The sequence below is a fragment of the Streptomyces rugosispiralis genome (assembly GCF_024505145.1).
Taxonomy (GTDB): Bacteria; Actinomycetota; Actinomycetes; order Streptomycetales; family Streptomycetaceae; genus Streptomyces; species Streptomyces rugosispiralis.
In genome coordinates this window covers 21,380-38,655 of the sequence record NZ_JANIAA010000034.1, presented here as the reverse complement: position 1 = coordinate 38,655, position 17,276 = coordinate 21,380, and the positions used below count along the sequence as shown (strand labels likewise).

Annotated in this window: 16 protein-coding genes; 8 read left to right on the top strand and 8 right to left on the bottom strand. The window is 72.9% G+C overall.

The annotated features are described in order from the left end of the window. Positions 1-14 precede the first annotated feature (14 nt). Both NP777_RS34915 and NP777_RS34910 read right to left on the bottom strand, forming a co-directional pair. Positions 15-2,264, bottom strand: a complete 2,250-nt coding sequence (locus tag NP777_RS34915; protein WP_256654198.1) for an acetate--CoA ligase family protein — start codon at positions 2,262-2,264, stop codon at positions 15-17. A 206-nt stretch (positions 2,265-2,470) separates the two neighbouring features. Beyond that, positions 2,471-3,625: a flavin-containing monooxygenase gene (locus tag NP777_RS34910; RefSeq protein WP_256654197.1), complete on the bottom strand. Its 1,155-nt coding sequence runs from the start codon at positions 3,623-3,625 to the stop codon at positions 2,471-2,473. Between the two features lie 226 nt (positions 3,626-3,851). Here NP777_RS34910 and NP777_RS34905 point away from each other — a divergent pair, with 226 nt between their 5' ends. Together NP777_RS34905 and NP777_RS34900 are read left to right on the top strand one after the other, a co-directional pair. Further along, complete coding sequence (locus NP777_RS34905) at positions 3,852-4,304, top strand: DoxX family protein (protein ID WP_256654196.1); 453 nt, start codon at positions 3,852-3,854, stop codon at positions 4,302-4,304. Then, positions 4,286-4,795: a Zn-ribbon domain-containing OB-fold protein gene (locus NP777_RS34900; protein ID WP_256654195.1), complete on the top strand. Its 510-nt coding sequence runs from the start codon at positions 4,286-4,288 to the stop codon at positions 4,793-4,795. The genes NP777_RS34905 and NP777_RS34900 overlap by 19 nt, the downstream gene beginning before the upstream one ends. Before the next feature lie 79 nt (positions 4,796-4,874). Here the strand turns inward: NP777_RS34900 and NP777_RS34895 are convergent, their stop codons facing one another. The 3 genes from NP777_RS34895 to NP777_RS34885 form a co-directional block, all read right to left on the bottom strand. Beyond that, on the bottom strand, positions 4,875-5,567 hold the full coding sequence (locus NP777_RS34895; protein WP_256654194.1) for a pyridoxine/pyridoxamine 5'-phosphate oxidase: 693 nt from the start codon (positions 5,565-5,567) through the stop codon (positions 4,875-4,877). Between the two features lie 172 nt (positions 5,568-5,739). Further along, positions 5,740-6,918, bottom strand: a complete 1,179-nt coding sequence (locus NP777_RS34890) for a thiolase C-terminal domain-containing protein (RefSeq protein WP_256654193.1) — start codon at positions 6,916-6,918, stop codon at positions 5,740-5,742. A gap of 154 nt (positions 6,919-7,072) precedes the next feature. After that, complete coding sequence (locus tag NP777_RS34885; RefSeq protein WP_256654192.1) at positions 7,073-7,201, bottom strand: hypothetical protein; 129 nt, start codon at positions 7,199-7,201, stop codon at positions 7,073-7,075. 193 nt (positions 7,202-7,394) lie between these two features. On the opposite strand from NP777_RS34885, the gene NP777_RS34880 reads away from it, so the two are divergent. Then, positions 7,395-8,774, top strand: coding sequence for an acyl-CoA dehydrogenase family protein (locus NP777_RS34880; protein ID WP_256654191.1), 1,380 nt, complete (start codon positions 7,395-7,397; stop codon positions 8,772-8,774). Then, the gene (locus NP777_RS34875) at positions 8,774-9,259 is read left to right on the top strand and encodes a nitroreductase family deazaflavin-dependent oxidoreductase (protein ID WP_256654190.1); all 486 of its coding nucleotides are present in this window, start codon (positions 8,774-8,776) and stop codon (positions 9,257-9,259) included. Before NP777_RS34880 ends, NP777_RS34875 begins: the two co-directional genes overlap by 1 nt. Before the next feature lie 268 nt (positions 9,260-9,527). Here the strand turns inward: NP777_RS34875 and NP777_RS34870 are convergent, their stop codons facing one another. Next, complete coding sequence (locus NP777_RS34870) at positions 9,528-10,175, bottom strand: TetR family transcriptional regulator (protein ID WP_256654189.1); 648 nt, start codon at positions 10,173-10,175, stop codon at positions 9,528-9,530. 456 nt (positions 10,176-10,631) lie between these two features. Between NP777_RS34870 and NP777_RS34865 the strand changes: the two genes are divergently transcribed. The 4 genes from NP777_RS34865 (at position 10,632) to NP777_RS34850 (ending at position 15,949) form a co-directional block, all read left to right on the top strand. After that, positions 10,632-11,555: a VOC family protein gene (locus NP777_RS34865; RefSeq protein WP_256654188.1), complete on the top strand. Its 924-nt coding sequence runs from the start codon at positions 10,632-10,634 to the stop codon at positions 11,553-11,555. Between the two features lie 230 nt (positions 11,556-11,785). Then, a complete protein-coding gene (locus tag NP777_RS34860) occupies positions 11,786-14,458 on the top strand; it encodes a serine/threonine-protein kinase (RefSeq protein ID WP_256654187.1) in 2,673 nt (890 codons plus the stop codon). Between the two features lie 219 nt (positions 14,459-14,677). Further along, entirely contained in the window at positions 14,678-15,265 is a 588-nt protein-coding gene (locus NP777_RS34855) for a hypothetical protein (protein ID WP_256654186.1), read from the top strand. Positions 15,266-15,385: 120 nt separating this feature from the next. Then, positions 15,386-15,949, top strand: coding sequence for a PT domain-containing protein (locus NP777_RS34850; protein WP_256654185.1), 564 nt, complete (start codon positions 15,386-15,388; stop codon positions 15,947-15,949). Positions 15,950-15,982: 33 nt separating this feature from the next. On the opposite strand, the gene NP777_RS34845 is transcribed toward NP777_RS34850, so the two are convergent. Both NP777_RS34845 and NP777_RS34840 read right to left on the bottom strand, forming a co-directional pair. Next, on the bottom strand, positions 15,983-16,750 hold the full coding sequence (locus tag NP777_RS34845; protein ID WP_256654184.1) for an enoyl-CoA hydratase/isomerase family protein: 768 nt from the start codon (positions 16,748-16,750) through the stop codon (positions 15,983-15,985). Further along, entirely contained in the window at positions 16,747-17,244 is a 498-nt protein-coding gene (locus NP777_RS34840) for a Zn-ribbon domain-containing OB-fold protein (protein WP_256654183.1), read from the bottom strand. Before NP777_RS34840 ends, NP777_RS34845 begins: the two co-directional genes overlap by 4 nt. Positions 17,245-17,276: the final 32 nt, after the last annotated feature.

Genomic DNA, 17,276 nt, shown 5'->3' with positions numbered 1-17,276 from the left:
TAACGCTCCATGCGTCAGCGGCAGATCGCCAGGGCGTCCAGTGCCACGGCACCTTGGCCGCGTTCCAGCACCATCAGCGGATTGACGTCCAGTTCGGCGAGGTGGTCCCCGAGCTCCAGGGCCATGCGCTGGACCCGCAGCACGACTTCGACGAGAGCGTCCACATCGGCGGGGGGAGCGCCGCGCACACCGTCGAGGAGGGCTCGGCCGCGCAGTTCGGCGAGCATCGCACGCGCCTGGTCCTCGCCGAACGGGGGGACGCGTACGGCAGCGTCACGGAGGACCTCGACGAGCACGCCCCCTATTCCGACCGTCACGGTCGGTCCGAAGAGGGGGTCCTGGCTCATGCCGACCACCATCTCCACCCCGCGCTCGACCATCTGACAGACCAGCACCCCGTCCAGCTCGACGCCCTCGTAGCGGGCGATGTCGGTGAGCTCCCGATAGGTGTCACGGACCTGGCTGGCCGAGGTCAGCCCCAGCCGGACCAGCCCCAGCTCGGTCTTGTGGGCGAGCTGCGGCGCGGACGCCTTCATGACCACGGGGTAGCCGACGAGCCCGGCGGCGCGGACGGCAGCGGCCGCGCTGGTCACCAACTGCTCGCGCGGCACCCGGATGCCGTACGCCCGCAGCAGCTGTTTCGCCGCGTGCTCGCTCAGGCGGTCTCCTGGGCGCAGCAGATCGCGCACCTTGCGAAGGGAGGGGGACGGCGTGCGCGGGGCGTCCTCGAAGGGGGAGCGGTAGGAGGCGGTGAAGCGGTGGTGCCCCAGATAGGCGCGCACGGCGGTGATGCAGTTGGCGAAGGTCCGGAAGGTGGCCACGCGGGAGGAGCCCAGCAGGGTGGTGCGGTAGGCGTCCTCGGTGCCGACCGGCGAGCCCCACACCACGCACACCAGCTTGTCCGTCTGCTCCGCCGCGTCCACCAGGTCCTGCGCCAGCTTGTCGCTCATGGGCGGGAAGGGGCCGGTGATCGGGCAGATCAGCACGCCCACGGAGGGATCGGCGAGGATCGCGTCGATGATCTTGCGGCCGCGCCAGTCGCCCACCGGATGGCCGCCGTTGTCCACCGGGTTGGCGACGCTGAGATCGCCGGGTATCCACTGGTGGAGTTCGGTCTGCTTCTCGGGGGAGAGGGCGGGCAGGGTGAGGCCCGCCGCGGTGGCGAGGTCGGCGAAGTGGGCCCCGGTGCCCCCGGAGATCGAATACACCACGACGCCCTCGGCGAGCGGCGGCCGGGCGCGGGCGAGGAGCGCCGCCGTGTCCTGCAGCTCGTCCAGGCCGTCCACGCGGATCACCCCGAACTGCCGCATGGCCGCGTCCACCACCGCGTCCGAGCCGGTCAGCTTGCCGGTGTGGGAGGCGGCCGTGCGGGCGCCGGTCTCGGTGCGGCCGACCTTCACGGCGACGACGGGCACCTTGGCGCGGGCGGCCCGGTCGGCGGCGAGGAGGAAGCCGCGGCCGTCCTTCAGCCCCTCCGCGTACAGGGCGATGGCGCCGACTTCGGGCCGGGTGGCGAAGTAGGAGATGAAGTCGGAGGTCTCCAGATCGGCCTCGTTGCCGGTCGGGGCCCAGTGGCTGAGCCGGATGCCGAGTTCCTGGAGGGTGAAGACCGGGCGGCCCTGGTGGCCTGACTGGGTGATGAGGGCGATGGCGGGCCCGTCGAGGTCGTCGCGGAACTTCTCGAAGGCGTTGAGGTTGGTGTTGGGGCCGAGCAGCCGCAGCCCGGCGCCGCGGGCCGCGGCGGCCAGCCGGGCCTGCGCGGCGGCGCCCTCGGGGCCGGTCTCGGCGAAGCCGGAGGCGAAGACGACGGCGAACCTCACCTTGCTCCCGTCGAGTTCCTCGATCACCGGGAGCGGATCGCGGACGAGGAGGACGGCGAGGTCGACGGGTTCGGGCAGCGCGGCCACGGACGGTACGCACGGAATGCCGAAGACGGCGGGACGGGAGGGATGTACGGGGTGCAGCCGGGCGCCGACGCGTTCGGCCCAGGCCAGGAGCTGGCGGGTGATACCGGTGTTGGGGCGGCCGTCCGCGTCGGAGGCGCCGATGAGGGCCACCGACTCGGGATGGAAGAAGCGGTCCAGATCGGGGACGGCGGAGTGCAGCGGGCGCCCGCTGACGTCCACGTCGTCGACGCCTTCGGCGGTCCCGCGCGCCGCGGCCCCGCTGTGGGCGTGCACGGCGGGGCCGGGGGCCTGTCCGCAGGCGACGGCGCGGGCATGACGGGAGTTGGTGGTCAGGGTGCCGTAGGTCGATCCAAGCATCGGTATCCGCCACTCCTGCTCGTTGGCCAATAACCGGGTACGTGACCAGGGGATTCGGCACCGGCCGCCGCAGCAAACCTGACGCCAAGTCACATTACCCAGTAGTCAGGTTACTGAACTGACGGCCTGTCAGGAATGCTCGGGGCGCGGGGAACACGCAGGGTGACGGCGGGGCCGGTGGAATCGCGGCGCGCCCCGCCCCGCCGTCATGCCGTCGTGCGGGCGACCGTCTTGGCGATCTTCCGGGCGTCGATGGCCAGCTCGCGCAGCATCCCGCTGATCGGGTTCGTATAGCCCGTGAAGTGCAGTCCCGGCGCGCCCTTCAGGGTCCGCCGGCCGTGGGGGAGGGGGCGGCCGCGGTCGTCGAGCACGCCCAGATGGCCGACCAGTTCCTCCAGGCCGCGCCGGTAGCCGGTCGCGGCGATCACCACCTCGGGGCTGATCCGCGAGCCGTCGGCCAGGGTCACCTTGTCCAGCTCGAAGGAGTCCACCGCCGAGACCACCTCCACCCGTCCCGTCCGTACCGCGTCGACCAGCCCCACGTCCTGGACCGGGATCGCGCCCTCCCGTACGCGGGTGTAGAGCCCGGTGTCGGGCCAGGGCAGGCCGTGCTCGGTCAGATCCGGCATGCTCACCCGGCACATCACCCGTGCCGCCCGGTCCACCGCGCGCCGCGGCAGCCTGCGCACCAGGATGCCGGTGGCCTGTGCGGGCCACCCGGCCGTCGAGCGGCGCAGGATGTGCGGCACGGTGCGGATCGCCAGTCGCACCCGGGCCGCGCCGCCCTCGACCAGGTCGACCGCGATCTCGGCGCCGGTGTTGCCGACGCCGACCACCAGGACGTCACGGCCCTCGAAGGGGCGGGCGTTGCGGTAGTGGGCGGCGTGCAGCAACTCACCGGTGTAGCCGGCCCGGCCCGGCCAGTCCGGCAGCCGCGGGGTGTGGTTGAAGCCCGTCGCGACGACGACCACGGGCGAGGACAGCGCACGGCCGCCCGTGGCGCGCAGTACCCACTCCGTGTCGTCGGACGACCGGTCGATGCGGGAGACCTCGACGCCGGTGACGACGTCCAGCCGGTGGTGCTCGACGTAGCGCTCCAGATAGCGCACCACGTCGTCGCGCCCGACCCACCGTCCGTAGGACCGGGGGATCGGCAGCCCGGGGAGCGCGGAGAGTCTGCGCGTGGTGTGCAGATGCAGCCGGTCGTAGTGGTTCCGCCAGGACGCGGCGACCGCGTCGGACTTCTCCAGGACGACGGCGTGGATCCCGTGGTGGCTGAGCGCGGCGGCGGCGGCGAGTCCGCCCGGTCCGCCGCCGATCACATAGACGGGTGAGGACTTCTCGGGGGAGCGGTCGGCCATGCGGGTGAGCGTAGTCGGGTATTTGACGGGTTTCGGTCAAACAACCGGTCAAAGTGATTCCGGATGGGTTGCGGAGAGGTCACGGTCGGTCGACGCCGGACCGTCGCCAGTCGCCGCGGTGTCCCGTCGGTTTTTGTTCCTCCGGTGCGACCCCTTGCGCGGGCCGCGCCCGGCCGTGAAACTGACGTACCGTCAGATTTGCTGGGACGGGAGGGGTTGGGGGACGATGCGGACGATCGGGCTCGACGGGGCCGAATGGCTGGCCGTGCTGCGCATCGGACTCGGCCTGTGGTGGCTCGAGAGCTGGCGGCACAAGAACAAGAAGGACTGGTTCGAGCGCGGCACCGGCATCGGCTGGGCGGTGGGCGTGGCCGCCAAGCACCGCTGGGCGTTCGTCCGCGGCGGCTTCGACGCGGTGGTCACACCCCGCCCCAAGGTCATGGCGTATGTCGTCGTCTACGCCGAACTCGCCCTCGGCCTCGGGCTGACGCTCGGCTTTCTGACCCCCATCGCCCTGATCGGCGCGATCGTGCTCAATCTGCTCTATTTCCTGCTCATGATCCACGACTGGGCGGAGCAGGGGCAGAACTCGATGATGGTGCTGATCTCCGTGGTCGGGCTCTTCGGCATGAGCTGGCAGACCTGGTCGCTCGACGGGGCATGGGGGCTGTTCCTGTGAGCCCGGCGCCGTCCGCGGGCGCCCCGCGCTTCGACCTGCCCGAGATCGACGCCTTCACCCGCCCCTATTGGGACGCCGCCGCCGAGGGTCGGCTGCTGATCCGGCGCTGCGGCGGGTGCGGCCGGGCCCATCACTACCCGCGCGAGTTCTGCCCGTACTGCTGGAGCGAGAACGTCGCCTGGGAGGAGGCGAGCGGCGCCGCGACGCTCTATACGTGGTCCGTGGTGCACCGCAACGACCTGCCGTCGTTCGGCGCCCGCGTCCCGTACACCGCCGCCGTCGTCGACCTCGCCGAGGGGCCGCGGATGATGACCGAGCTCATCGAGGTCCCGGAGAGTGGGCCGCGGATGGGGATGCGGCTCCGGGTGGCGTTCCGGGCGGCGGGGGCCGGGGCGGGTGAGGCGGTCGAGGCTGCCGGGACCGCCGAGGCGGACGAGGGGGACGAGGGGGGCGTGCCGGTCGTTCCCGTCTTCCGGCCGGTGCCTGCCTAGCCTTGCGGCGTGGCCGCCTTACGGTCGTCTTGTTGGGTGGTGCGCGCCTTACGGCCGTCGCCGTACGGCCGCGCCGCCGTCATGGCCACAGCAGCTCCCGCCGCCAGCCGCCGGCCTCCCCGGGGTCGCGGCGGTAGCGGACCCGTACGTGCCGCCGCCGGGCCTCCTCCTGGTAGAACTCGACCTCGTCCGCCTCCAGGACGTACAGGGTCCAGGTGGGGGCGGCCGCGTCCGGTTCGCGTTCGGCCCGTTCGTACGCCGCCTCGAAGGCCCGTAGCAGCTCCTCGTACGAGCCGAGTACCTCGCTCTGCCGTCCGCTCCCGGCCAGCGCCGCCGCGAGCGCCGCGGGGGAGCGGCCGCGCAGGTCGGCCGCGCTCTCCTCCGGTCCGGCCTCGCGGACCCGCCCGCCGACGCGCACCTGACGGCCCGACCGCATCCAGTGGAACGCGAGCGAGGCGTACGGCCGCTCGGCCAGCTCTCGGCCCTTACGGCTGGTGCGATGGGTGCCGAAGTGCCAGCCGCGCTCATCGGCGTCATGCAGCATCACCGTGCGCTGGGACGGGCGGCACTCGGCGCCCGCGGTGGCCAGGGACATGGTGTGCGGCCCGGGTTCCCCAGCCTCTGCGGCCTCCCGCAGCCACCGCCGGAAGAGCGGAAGCGGTGCGTTCGGGGCCGTGGCCGGGTCGAAGACGGGCAACTCGCCCGCATGGGGTACGCGCAGGCCGCGCAGCAGTGCGCGGAATGCCTCAGCCTCGTCGTGGTCGTCGCTCATCGGCTCCCCATCCGATCACCCGTGAGGGGCCGGGGCAAGCGGGGGCGTACGCACGGCCAGGACGGGCCCGGTACCTACGGCCAGGCGGGCCCGGTACCTACGGCCAGGCGGGCCCGGTGCGGTCCGGTACCTACGGCCAGGACAGCCCGGTACGTACGGTCAGGCGGGCCCGTCAGCCGCGGCCCAGGACCACCGTGCCCGCCGAGCAGAACCAGCCCCCCGTGCCCGACGCCACGGCCAGCTCCGGCAGCCGCCCGCCCGCCTTGCGCACCTGGCGCTCCCCGGCCTCGCCGCGTAGCTGCCGTACGGCCTCGACCAGCAGGAAGAGTCCGCGCATCCCCGGGTGGCAGGCGGAGAGTCCGCCGCCGTCGGTGTTGGTCGGCAGCTCGCCGTCCCGCGTGAGCCGTCCCTTCGCCGCGAACGCCCCGCCCTCGCCCTTGGCGCAGAAGCCGAGGTCCTCCAGCGTCACCAGGGTCATATAGGTGAAGGCGTCATAGAGCTCGGCCACATCGATGTCCGACGGCCGGACGCCCGCCCGCGCGAAGGCCGCCCGCCCGGAGGCCGCGGCCGGGGAGACCGTGAAGTCCTCCCATTCGGACATGGTGGTGTGCGAGACCGCCGTGCCCGAACCCAGCACCCATACCGGGGCCTTCGCCGTGTCCGGTACGTACTCCTCGGCCGCGAGCAGCACCGCGCAGCCGCCGTCCGAGCGGATGCAGCAGTGCAGCTTGGTGAAGGGGTCGGCGATCATCGGGCCGCTCAGGACGTCATCGACCGTGATCGGTTCGCGAAACATGGCGTCCGGATTGTGTCCGGCGTTGATGCGCGCCTGAACGGCGATGTCCGCCAGCTGTTCGAGCGTGGTGCCGTACTCATGCATATGGCGGCGCGCGGCCATCGCGTACTTGGCGACCAGCGTATGCCCGTACGGGACCTCGAACTGGAGCGGTCCGCGCGCCCCGAAGGAGAGGTTCGCGGTGCGGCGGCCCGCGCGGATGTCGGCGCGGGCGGTGGAGCCGTAGACGAGCAGAACGGCGCGGGCGTGCCCGGCGGCGATCGCGTCCGCTGCGTGCGCCGCCATGACCTCCCAGGTGGAGCCGCCGACGGCCGTCGAGTCGGTCCAGGTCGGCCGTAGCCCCAGATACTCGGCCACCTCGACCGGCGCGAGGGTGCCGAGCCCCGCCGAGGCGAAGCCGTCGACGACCGACCGGTCGAGACCGGAGTCGGCGAGGGCCCGGCGGGCGGCCTGGGCGTGGAGGGCGTAGGGGGTGGCCGTGTCGACGCGGCCGCAGTCGGAGAGGGAGACGCCGACGACGGCGACCTTACGGTTGCGCTGCGCTGCGGGCGACATGAATCTGACGGTACATCAGATCCGCTGGAGCGGAAGGGGCGCATGCGCGAGCCCGCCGAGGCCGAGGGGAAGGGGGTGGTCCGGACGATCTCCCGTATGGCCGTGCTCGCGCCTCGAACACAAGCCCCGTCCGGACCACGCGCGGGGCGCCCGGCTACTGCAGGAACTGCCCCACGCAAGCGGCGATCGCCACCAGAAGACTCAGCACTCCGATCACGACCTGCCACTTGTCCGGGCCGGTCCACCGGGCGCCGCTCGTCTCCTGCGTGCTCCGATCGTCCATCACCCCTCCTCGCTCCTCCGACAGGCCCCGGAGGACAGGGCCACCGCCGGTCCGGTCGCGCTCCGGCGGAGCGAACGGGGAGGAACGTGGTGGGGCGAGGCAGCAGCTTAGTCGTGGATGGGGTGCCAGGGGTGGGAAAGTCGGGAGCGCATCCCTAGTATGACGGCCCGTCAGAAAACGGAGGTGCTCGCCGATGGACGCCGCGTTCACCGAGGAACAGGACGAGATCCGCCGTACGCTGCGTGCTCTGCTGCGGGAGCGGTGCGGGCCGGACGAGGTCAAGGCGGCGGTCCAGACCGCGCCCGGCTATGACGAGGCCCTGTGGCGGCGGCTCGCCCGGACGCTCGGGCTGCCGGGCCTCGCCCTTCCGGCGGCGTACGGGGGCGTCGGCTGCGGCGTCATCGAGCTGGCGCTGGCCTGTGAGGAGACCGGGCGGGTGCTGCTCCCCTCGCCGCTCCTGGCCACCGCCGTGTTCGCCGCGCCCCTGGTCGCCGCGCTCGGGACGGAGGCGCAGCGCGCCGAACTGCTGCCGCGCATCGCGGACGGCGCCCTTACGGCGGCACTCGCGGTGCCGGGGCGTGCGCTGCCCGAAGCGCTGGGGCTCGTAGGAGTGCGGGACGGCGCGTGGGCCGGTGGGGGGCGCGCGGGGGGTGTCCAGGCGCGCCCGGACCGGGACGGCGGCGCGGGGTGGCGGCTGTACGGGCAGGTGGAGCAGGTGCCGGGCGGGCACAGCTCCGAACTGCTGCTGGTCGCCGCCCGCGCCGGGGGCTATACGCGCGGGCGGACGCTGCTGTTCCTCGTCCGGGCGGGGGCGGACGGGCTGGTCCGCACCCGGCTGACCGCACTCGACGCGACCCGGCCGCAGGCCCGGATCGAGCTGCGGAACGTCTCGGCCGAGCTGCTGGGGGTGGACGACGGCGGGAGCGGGGGCGGGGAGGCGGTGGCCGAGGCGCTGGCGGCCGCGGGTACGGCGGCCGCGGCCGTGCTCGCCGCCGAAGCCGTGGGGGCGGCGGACGCGGCCCTCGCGCGGACCGTCGAGTATGTGCGGGCGCGTGAGCAGTTCGGCCGTCCCATCGGCTCCTTCCAGGCGGTCAAGCACCGGCTGGCGGATGTGTACGTCGCGGTGCAGGCGGCCCGTTCGGCGGCGTACTACGCGGCGTGGGCCGCGGCCGAGGGCGGTGCGGGTGGTACGGAGGCCGCGGTCGCGGGCGGGCTGGCGCTCGCGCAGGCGCTGGAGGCGCAGCGCACGGCGGCGGCCGAGGCGGTTCAGCTGCACGGCGGTATCGGCTTCACCTGGGAGCATGACGCGCATCTCTACTTCAAGCGGGCCGCCTCTGACGAGCTGCTCTTCGGCCCCGTCCACCGGCTGCGGGCGCGGGCCGCGGAACGGGAGGGACTCTTCGGCGCGGCCGATCGCGCTCCTTACGGTGGCCATGAACAGCGTGGCGGGAGCGGCGGAAGCGGCGGTCCCAACGGGGACGGCACACACGATGGGCCGGACGGACGAGACGGGCCGGACGGGCGAGACGGGCCGGACGGGCGCGATGGGCTCCGTAAGGCGGTGACGGTCTGATGGCCGGTTACGGCGTGAAGCTGGTCCGTAAGGTGTCCTCGACCCGCGCCTTCGCCAAGGTCGCGCCGCATGTCATCCCCGCGTTCGACCGCACGGTCCACCGGCTGACCCGTGGCAAGGTGCTGCCGAGCGCGCGGATGCTGCCGGGCGTGATCCTTACGGCGCGAGGTGCGAGGTCGGGGCTTGCCCGCCGTACGCCGCTGGCCTGCATGCCGGAGGACGGCGGCACCTGGGTCCTGATCGGCAGCAACTTCGGCCGTCCGGGCCATCCCGTCTGGACCACGAATCTCCTGAAGCACCCGGAAGCGGAGATCAGCTGGCGGGGCCGCGACCTCGCCGTCCGGGCACGTCTGCTGGAGGGCGCCGAGCGCGAGGCGGCCTGGGCCGCGGTTCTCGCCTTCTGGCCGCCGTACGCGACCTACCAGTCCCGGGTGGACCGCGAGATCCGCCTCTTCCGCCTCCACCGCGCCGAGGAGGAGGGCTGAGCCGGTCCCTCCGGTTCGGGGGCCCAGCGCCCCTCCTATCGGGGGTGCTCGGCACCCCCGGCCGGGGGTGCTCGGCGCCTCGGCGGGGTCCCCGTTCCCTCCCCCCCCCATGGGCGAGCCCATGCCCAGACCAACCGGTGACCGCAAAAGGCCGCGGCGGATCACTGGGGAGTGATCCGCCGCGGCGTGACAGGACGTGCGGGCCCGGCCGGGCGGCCGGCCGGGAGGGGCCGGGGGCAGGGAGGCCGGGGGAAGGGGTGCGGATTCGTTACTTCGGCGGCTTACGGCCGGTGATGCCGAGGTGGACGAGCCAGGTCAGGCTCGGCCGGAGGTCGGCCTGCTTGACGCCCCAGCTCTGGAAGCCCTTCTGGTGCGCCGCGACCGCCGCCAGCATGGCGACCAGCGAGCCCGCGATGGCCCCGGGGTTGAGGTCCGCGTCGATCCGGCCCTTGGCCTGCTGCTCCTTGACGGCGTCCGTCAAGGAGTTGGTGACGGAATTGAGGATCTTCATGCGGATTTTGTAGAACCGCTTGTCACCCTCGGCGGCGCCCAGATCGACCACCCTCAGAATGGCGTCGTGTTTGCGCCAGAAGGAGAGGAACCCCTCGACCAGGTCCTCCGCCGCGGTCGTCCCCGACTTGCCGGCCCATGAGCGGTCGGCGACCAGATCGGTCAGGCCCGCGCCGTCCTTCGCCATCTCCTCGGCGAGCTCGAGGACCGCGCCCTCCACATCGGGGAAGTACTGGTAGAACGTCGCAGGCGAGGTCCCTGCCTTACGTGCGACATCGATGACCTTGACGTCTCGATACGGGGAGGTGCTGAGCATCTCGCCGAGGCAGTCGAGCAGCTTCTGCCGCGTCGCCTGCCCGCGACGACCGGCCACCCGCCCGTCGACTGTGCGTACTTGTCCTGTCATGCCGTCAGCTTACCGAGGGGTGATCGGAGCGCGATTCGGCTGCGTGCAAATGGGGTTAGGGCGGGATGAGGGGGTTTGCGAACCTCGCTGAGCAGGTTGGAATGGCTGATTCCGACCCCTGACCGCTCCCTGTCCACAGTCGTCAAGCCCTCAATCACCGCTCACCCACACGTGTGAATCGTGTTATCAACAGCCTGTGGATAACAACGGTGGATTACGCGGCCGGAGCGGCCTCCGAGGCAAAAGGATTGGCCAAATATTGCGAGTTCCGGGGTGAGCAGACCGGGCGATCCCCCGTTAGCGTGGCAAGTGAGGTGAACGAACCAAGCGGCTCCAAATACGCGCCAAGCATCTCCAAACGGGCTGTGAGCAAGATCCGGGGTGAGCGGGCTCCAAGGCGTGCCCGCCCCGGGGCGAGCAAGTCCGAGGACCGAGGGACGCGGGAGGATCCGGGCCATGGCGGCATTCGCGGAAGGCGTGCCCTGCTGGGCGGATGTGCTGCTGTCCGACCTCGCGGCGGGCCGGCGCTTCTACGGTGAGTTCTTCGGCTGGACCTTCCAGGAGATCGCCACCGACTACGGCACGTTCACCCGGGCCCTCCTCGGCGGTAAGGACGTCGCGGGGCTGGTGCCCAAGCCGGACGGCCGGATGCCCACCGTCTGGAACATCTACTTCGCCGCCCAGGACGCCGCCGCGACCGCCGTACGGATCCGCGAGGCCGGTGGCCGGGTGATCACCCCGCCGGTGTGGATCGACGAGTTCTGCGTCATGGCGACGGCCGCCGACCCGGGCGGCGCCGTCTTCGGGGTCTGGCAGGCGGGGAGCCACGCCGGCTTCGCGCGGCGCGGCACACCCGGGTCGTATGGCTGGGCCGAGGTCCACACGCGTCAGCCGCGCGCCGTGGACGCCTTCTACCGGGCGGTCTTCGGCTACGGGATGACGCCCTCCGCGCCGCCTCCCGCTCCGCCCTCCGCGCCGCCTCCCGCCCCGCCGCCAGTAGGGCCCGCCCCGCCGTCCGCGGCGCCCTCCACGCCGTCCGCGGCGCCCTCCGCGCCGCCTCCGGGCGCGTCCTCCGCGCCGCGCCCCGCCGAGGGCGCGCCGGCCGACGTCGTCCTGTGGACGCCGCGCGGAGAGCCCCCGGACCCCCGTCACGCGATCGGCGGACGCGTCGTGATGGGTGAGGAGTACCCGGCCGTTCTGCCCGCCCACTTCCTGACGTACTTTGTGGTGGCGGATTGCGATCAGTCGCTGCGCACGGCCCACAGGCTGGGCGGGCGAGTTCTCAAGACCGCCGAAGATACGCCGTACGGGCGTTTCGCGGTCCTTGCGGACAATCAGGGCGCGGCCTTCGCCGTCATCGACACCTCGACGGCGGGCTGAACCCGGGGCGAATAACTGGGCGATACGGGCCTGCGGGCACTTGGATGGTCCCCGGTCGAACCGGATGGACCCCGGCTCCGTATCGCCCGATGACACGACGATTCGCCCCCGGGTTCGCAACCGCCGCCTTCGCCAGAGAGAATGCAGGATGCGTGCCGCCGGTTGGTTTGTCGGTGAGACGCTGCACGGGGCTGTATTTTTTCAAGCCCCCACGGGGAGGTGGCAGGCAAGTGGTGGAGCAGCTGACGCAGCACGATCCGAGGCGGATCGGCCCTTTCGAGGTGCTCGGACGTCTCGGCGCGGGCGGCATGGGGCTGGTCTATCTGGCCCGCTCGGCATCGGGCCGACGGGTCGCGATCAAGACGGTCCGGACCGAACTCGCCGAGGACCAGCTGTTCCGTGTCCGATTCACCCGTGAGGTGGAGGCGGCCCGCGCGGTCAGCGGGTTCTACACGGCCGCGGTCGTGGACGCCGATCCGCGCGCCGCGGTGCCGTGGCTGGCCACGGCCTATGTGCCGGCGCCCTCCCTCGAGGAAATCGTCAACGAGTGCGGGCCGATGCCGGCCCAGGCGGTGCGCTGGCTGGCGGCCGGGGTCGCCGAGGCGCTGCAGTCCATCCATGGCGCGGGCCTGGTCCACCGGGATCTGAAGCCGTCCAATGTGCTGGTCGTCGAGGACGGCCCGCGCGTGATCGACTTCGGTATCGCCTCCGGTGTCTCGAACACCCGGCTGACGATGACCAACGTCGCGGTCGGCACCCCGGCCTATATGTCCCCCGAACAGGCGCGCGATTCGCGCAGTGTGACGGGCGCGAGCGACATCTTCTCGCTCGGCTCGACCCTGACCTTCGCGGCCACCGGGCACGCGCCCTTCCACGGCGCCAACCCGGTGGAGACCGTGTTCATGCTGCTGCGCGAGGGGCCCGATCTGACCGGGCTGCCCGACGAGCTGCGGCCGCTGATCGAGTCGTGCATGCAGATGGAGCCCGAGCGGCGGCCGTCCCCGGCCGATCTGCAGTCCCAGCTGGCCCCGCATCTGTTCGCCTCCAACGCCGACGACAGCGGTACGGCCTCGGCCTGGCTGCCGCCCGGCGCCGTCGCGCTCATCGAGCGCAAGCGCAGCGGCCGCAACCAGGTGCGCGGCTCCTCCCGGCCCGCGGCCGGAGGCGGCCGCCCCGGCGGCCACGCCGGAAGCGCGGGGAGCGCGGGGAGCGCCGCGAGCGCGGGCAGCCGCCCCTCCGCGCCGCTGCCGCCCGAGCGCCCGCCCACACCGCCGCCCTCGTACGCCCCCGCCGCGGGAGCCGCCGCGGACGGCCATGGCGGGCGGCACGGCGCCGCCGCGGGCGGGCCCGCCGCGCCGAGCGGCTGGGAGCCCGTGGGCGTGGGCGATCCGCGCGGCGGCCTGCGTGCGCCGGAGGCCGCGAGCCCGCCCAGCGCGCTGGGCTCCATCGGGCCCGGGCGGCACGCCGCCCCGTCCGCCGCCGCCTCGTCCGCCGCTCCGGCGCCCGCTCCGGCGCCCGCCGGGGCCGACGGGTCGGTGCGGCTGCCCGGTTCGCAGGTGCCGATCGGCCCGGGGCTCCGGGCCGCCGACGCGCGGGACCCGCAACCTCAGCACGGCACCGGGCCCGCCACCGGCTGGGTGCGCCCGCCGGTCGGGGTGACGAGCGGCGGGCTGAACGGGGGCGACGGCACGGCCGCCGTCCCGCCGCCGACCCACTCCCCGTCGGCCGAGCCGCCCGAGCCGCCCGGCGGAGCCGGGCACGGCCGCTGGCGCCCGTGGCGGTTCCGCATGTCCAATGACGTTTGGGGCACCCCGGCGGTCGCCGGGGATCTGCTGTACGTGACCTCGTTCGAGGTGCACGCGCTGGACGTGGGCACCGGCCGGCGCCAGTTCAAGACCCGCGACGTGGCATGGGCGATGGCCGTGGAGAACGGCCGGATCCACGCCTCCGACGGCCCCACGCTGTACGCGCTGGACGCGGAGGACGGCGCCGAGCGCTGGCGGCTGTCGACCGACGGCTGGGTCTACTCGCTCAAGGTCGACCGCGGCACGGTCGTCACCGGCACCCGCGGCGGCGGCGTCCAGGCGTGGGAGGCGGCCAACGGCGAGCTGCTGTGGGAGATGCAGGGCCTCCAGACCGACTTCGAGACGCCCGAGTCCGGCCCGGCCGTCCACGACGGCACGGTGTATGTGTGGGCGGACGCGCGGCTGCGCGCCCTGGAGGCGCGCACCGGCGCGGAGCGCTGGTCGTATCCGGTGGGCGACGCGGCGTCGTGCGGCGGGGTGCCGCTGCGTCTGCTGGCGGCGCCCGACGGGGTGGTCTACGTCTCGGCGGGCACGCGGGTGCTCGCGCTCGACGTCGCCCGCGGGGATGTGCGGTGGCGTTTCGAGGCGCCCGCCGTCTTCCTGTGCGCCCCCGCGTACGCGCCGGGGCCCGCGGTGACCGGCGGCGGTATCTACATCGCCGACTATCTGGGCACGGTGTACGCGCTGGACGCGGCGAACGGCCGGGACCGCTGGCGCATCGCCACCGAGGCCCGGCAGTCCGTCGAGCCGGTGCTGGTGGCCGACGGCTCGGTCCATCTGGGCAGCGGCGGCGCGCTCTACACGCTCGACGCGGTGACCGGCACACCCAAGTGGCGGTTCGCGGCGGGCGGCGAGGTCATCGGCTCGCCGGTGGTCGCCGACGGCCGGGTCCACTTCGGCTCGGCCGACCACTGCCTCTACACGGTGGACGCGGCGGGCGGACAGCTGCGCTGGAAGCTGGCGACCGGCGGCGAGATCACCGGATCCCCGGTGGCAGCCGGGGGCGTGGTGTACGCGTGCAGCAAGGACCGCTGCGTCTACGCGCTGGACGCGGTCAAGGGCACGGGCCAGTCCCGCCCGTCGGGCGGCCGGACCTGACCGACCCCGGGCGGCGCGACGAGGCGGCCGCGCGGCGTAGGTGGCGGCGCGACGAGGCGGCCGCGCGGTGACGCGGCCGCGCGGTGACGCGCCGGGAGCGGCAGGTCGCAGGCGGTGTCCCTGACAACTACTGCTACGGTGGCGGGCGTTCATCGACCTCCTGGGAGCCGGGAGGTCGATGGGTAACTCTGCGCGGTCTTCGGGGGAACGGGGTCTGTGATGCGGCGTGGTCTACGGCTGGCGGCCGTGCTCACCGTGGTGCTGGTGGCGCTGACCGGGTTCAAGGGGCGTGGCCATGGCCACGGGGGTGGCGGAGGCGGCTGCTCCAGTTCGTCCTCGCACCACTCGTCGGGCTCGGGCTCGGGCTCGGGTTCCGGCTCCGATTCCGGTTCCGGCTCTGGTGGTTACTCGGATTCCGACGACGAGAGTTCCACCACCGGTTCGGGGTCCGGCGGCTCGCGCTACCGCGACTACGACGATGACGACTACGGCGACAGCGCGTCCAGCGGCTCCTCGGGCTCCTCGGCGTCGTCCTACGAGCCCGAGACGACGGTCGTCACCTGTGCCGAAAAGGGCGAGGGCAAGAGCGGCCGTCCGGCGGCGACCGTGAAGGTGCGCAACCGCACGGGCACGGCCGACACCTACCTCGTGGACATGAGCTTCCAGAACCGGGACGGCTTGACCCTCACCTCCGGCCGCGCCGATGTGCGGGTCCCCGCGGGGAAGTCGCGGACCGTAAGGGTGCCGCTCGACGATCCCTCGGTCGCGGGAACCGTGGTGCGGTGCGAGGTCGTCTCCGTCCTCTGAGAGCCGGGACAGGCGCGCTCACAGGTGACTTTGGGGTAGGAAAACCCGTTGCTAGGGTGGCGTGCACTTGTCAACAGGCTGCATTTGGCTTGAATGAGCCTTTTCAACGGGGGTACTACCATGCAACGCCGCTCCATGCGCATATGCGCCGTCGCCCTGGTCGGGCTCATCGCCCTGACCGGCTGCGGAAAGAAGAAGGGCGGAAGTCACGAAGGCGGCCTCGGGGGCTTCGTCTCGGGCGGGAGCGGGGGCAACGACAACCCGGCGTCCGGCCCCACCGACCTCCCCAGCGGCCTGCCCACCAATCTGCCCAGTGGTGCGCCCTCCGACCTGCCGTCCTACGACGCCCCCACGCCCTCCTACACCTACTCCGCGCCGCCCACCTACAACTCGGACGGCACGAACGACATCTCGGCCAGCGGCTGCGACTACGACGAGTCGACCCACTCGTTCCAGTACACCCTCAATCTCAGGAACCCCGAGACGCAGTCCATGCACTACTCGATCACCATCGAGTGGGAGGACCAGAACGGCGGCAGCCTGCTGGGCTCCGACTACAAGTCCGTCACCGTGGCGTCCGGCGGCAGCCAGACCCTCAGCGCCACCTCCTACCGCACCCTCACCGAGCAGACGTCCTTCACCTGCAAGGTCACCTCGGCGCTCAAGTACCCCAGCTCCACCTGAAGGCCCGAGCGGATCGATCCGGGGCGGCCGGCCTCACCGCGTACGGAAGCCGGGCGTACGGGCCGCGAAGAGCGCGGCCTGGCGCCCCGGTGGCATATTGCCCAGCGCGATCAACTGCGGGGCCCGCGCGAGCGCCTGGGCCAGCGCCGCCTCCTTCGCCGCCCATAGCGCCCTTACGGTGCCCTGCACCGCCTCCGTCGGGTACGACGCGATGACCGACGCGGCGCGGATGGCCGCCGTAAGGGCCTCACCGGCCGGGGCCACCTCGCTGACCAGGCCCGTCTCATAGGCCCGCTGGGCCGAGAGCCGCTCCGCCGTCCCCATCAGCGCCATCCGCGCGACCTCGCCCATGGGCATCCGCTGCGCCATATAGACGGCCTCATAGGCGCTGACCATCCCGTAGCTGGTGTGCGGATCGAAGAAGGCCGCCGTCTCGTCGGCGACGATGAACTCGGCCTCGCCCAGCAGATAGAACGCCCCGCCGCAGGCCATCCCGGCCACCGCCGCGACCACCGGCTTCCACAGGTCGTTCGCCTTGGGCCCGACGGTGCGCAGCGGATCGTCCATCGCGTAGGGCGACGGCGGCTGAGCGACCTCCACCGAGCGGTCGATGCCGGTGCTGAAGGCCCGGCCGCCCGCGCCGGTGAGGACGACCGCCCGGACCGCGTCGTCCTGACGGAAGCGCCGCCATGCGGCGGTCAGCTCCGAGACCGTCTCCAGGTCGATGGCGTTGTGCCGCTCGGGCCGGTCCAGGGTGACGACCGCGACGCCGTCCTCCGCCACCCGGGTGCGGACCGTCATGGCCGCTCCAGCAGCCAGCGCACCACCGTGAGCCCGTCGTCCGTCTCATGGAAGGCGGCCTTCACGGGCGCGCCGACGCGGATCCGCTCCGGCGGGACCGAGTTCAGCGCGGCGTCGGCGGAGGAGACCAGATTGCCCACCAGCCGGATGCGCGGGGCGTCCGCGAGCTCCACGAGGACGACGTTGTACGGCGCCTGTGCCGCGTAGGCGGGCAACAGCGGGGGGTGGGGCAGCACATACGACCAGATCCGGCCACGGCCGCTCAGCTTTTTCCACAAGCTCTCGAAGGACTGGCAGTGCGGGCAGCAGGGCCGGGGCGGGAAACGCGGTTCGCCGCACTCGGCGCAGCACTGGACGCGCAGTTCGCCGCGCGCCGCGTAGGTGAAGAAGGGCGCCCCGTCGTCGTCGGGCACGGGTGCCAGCAGCCCATCGGCCCGGTCGCCCCCGCCACTCGGGGCCGTCGTCGTTTCCGTCGTCGTCTCCGTCTGCGTCATGGCGTCTCCGTCCGTGTCACGCCGTCTCCGTC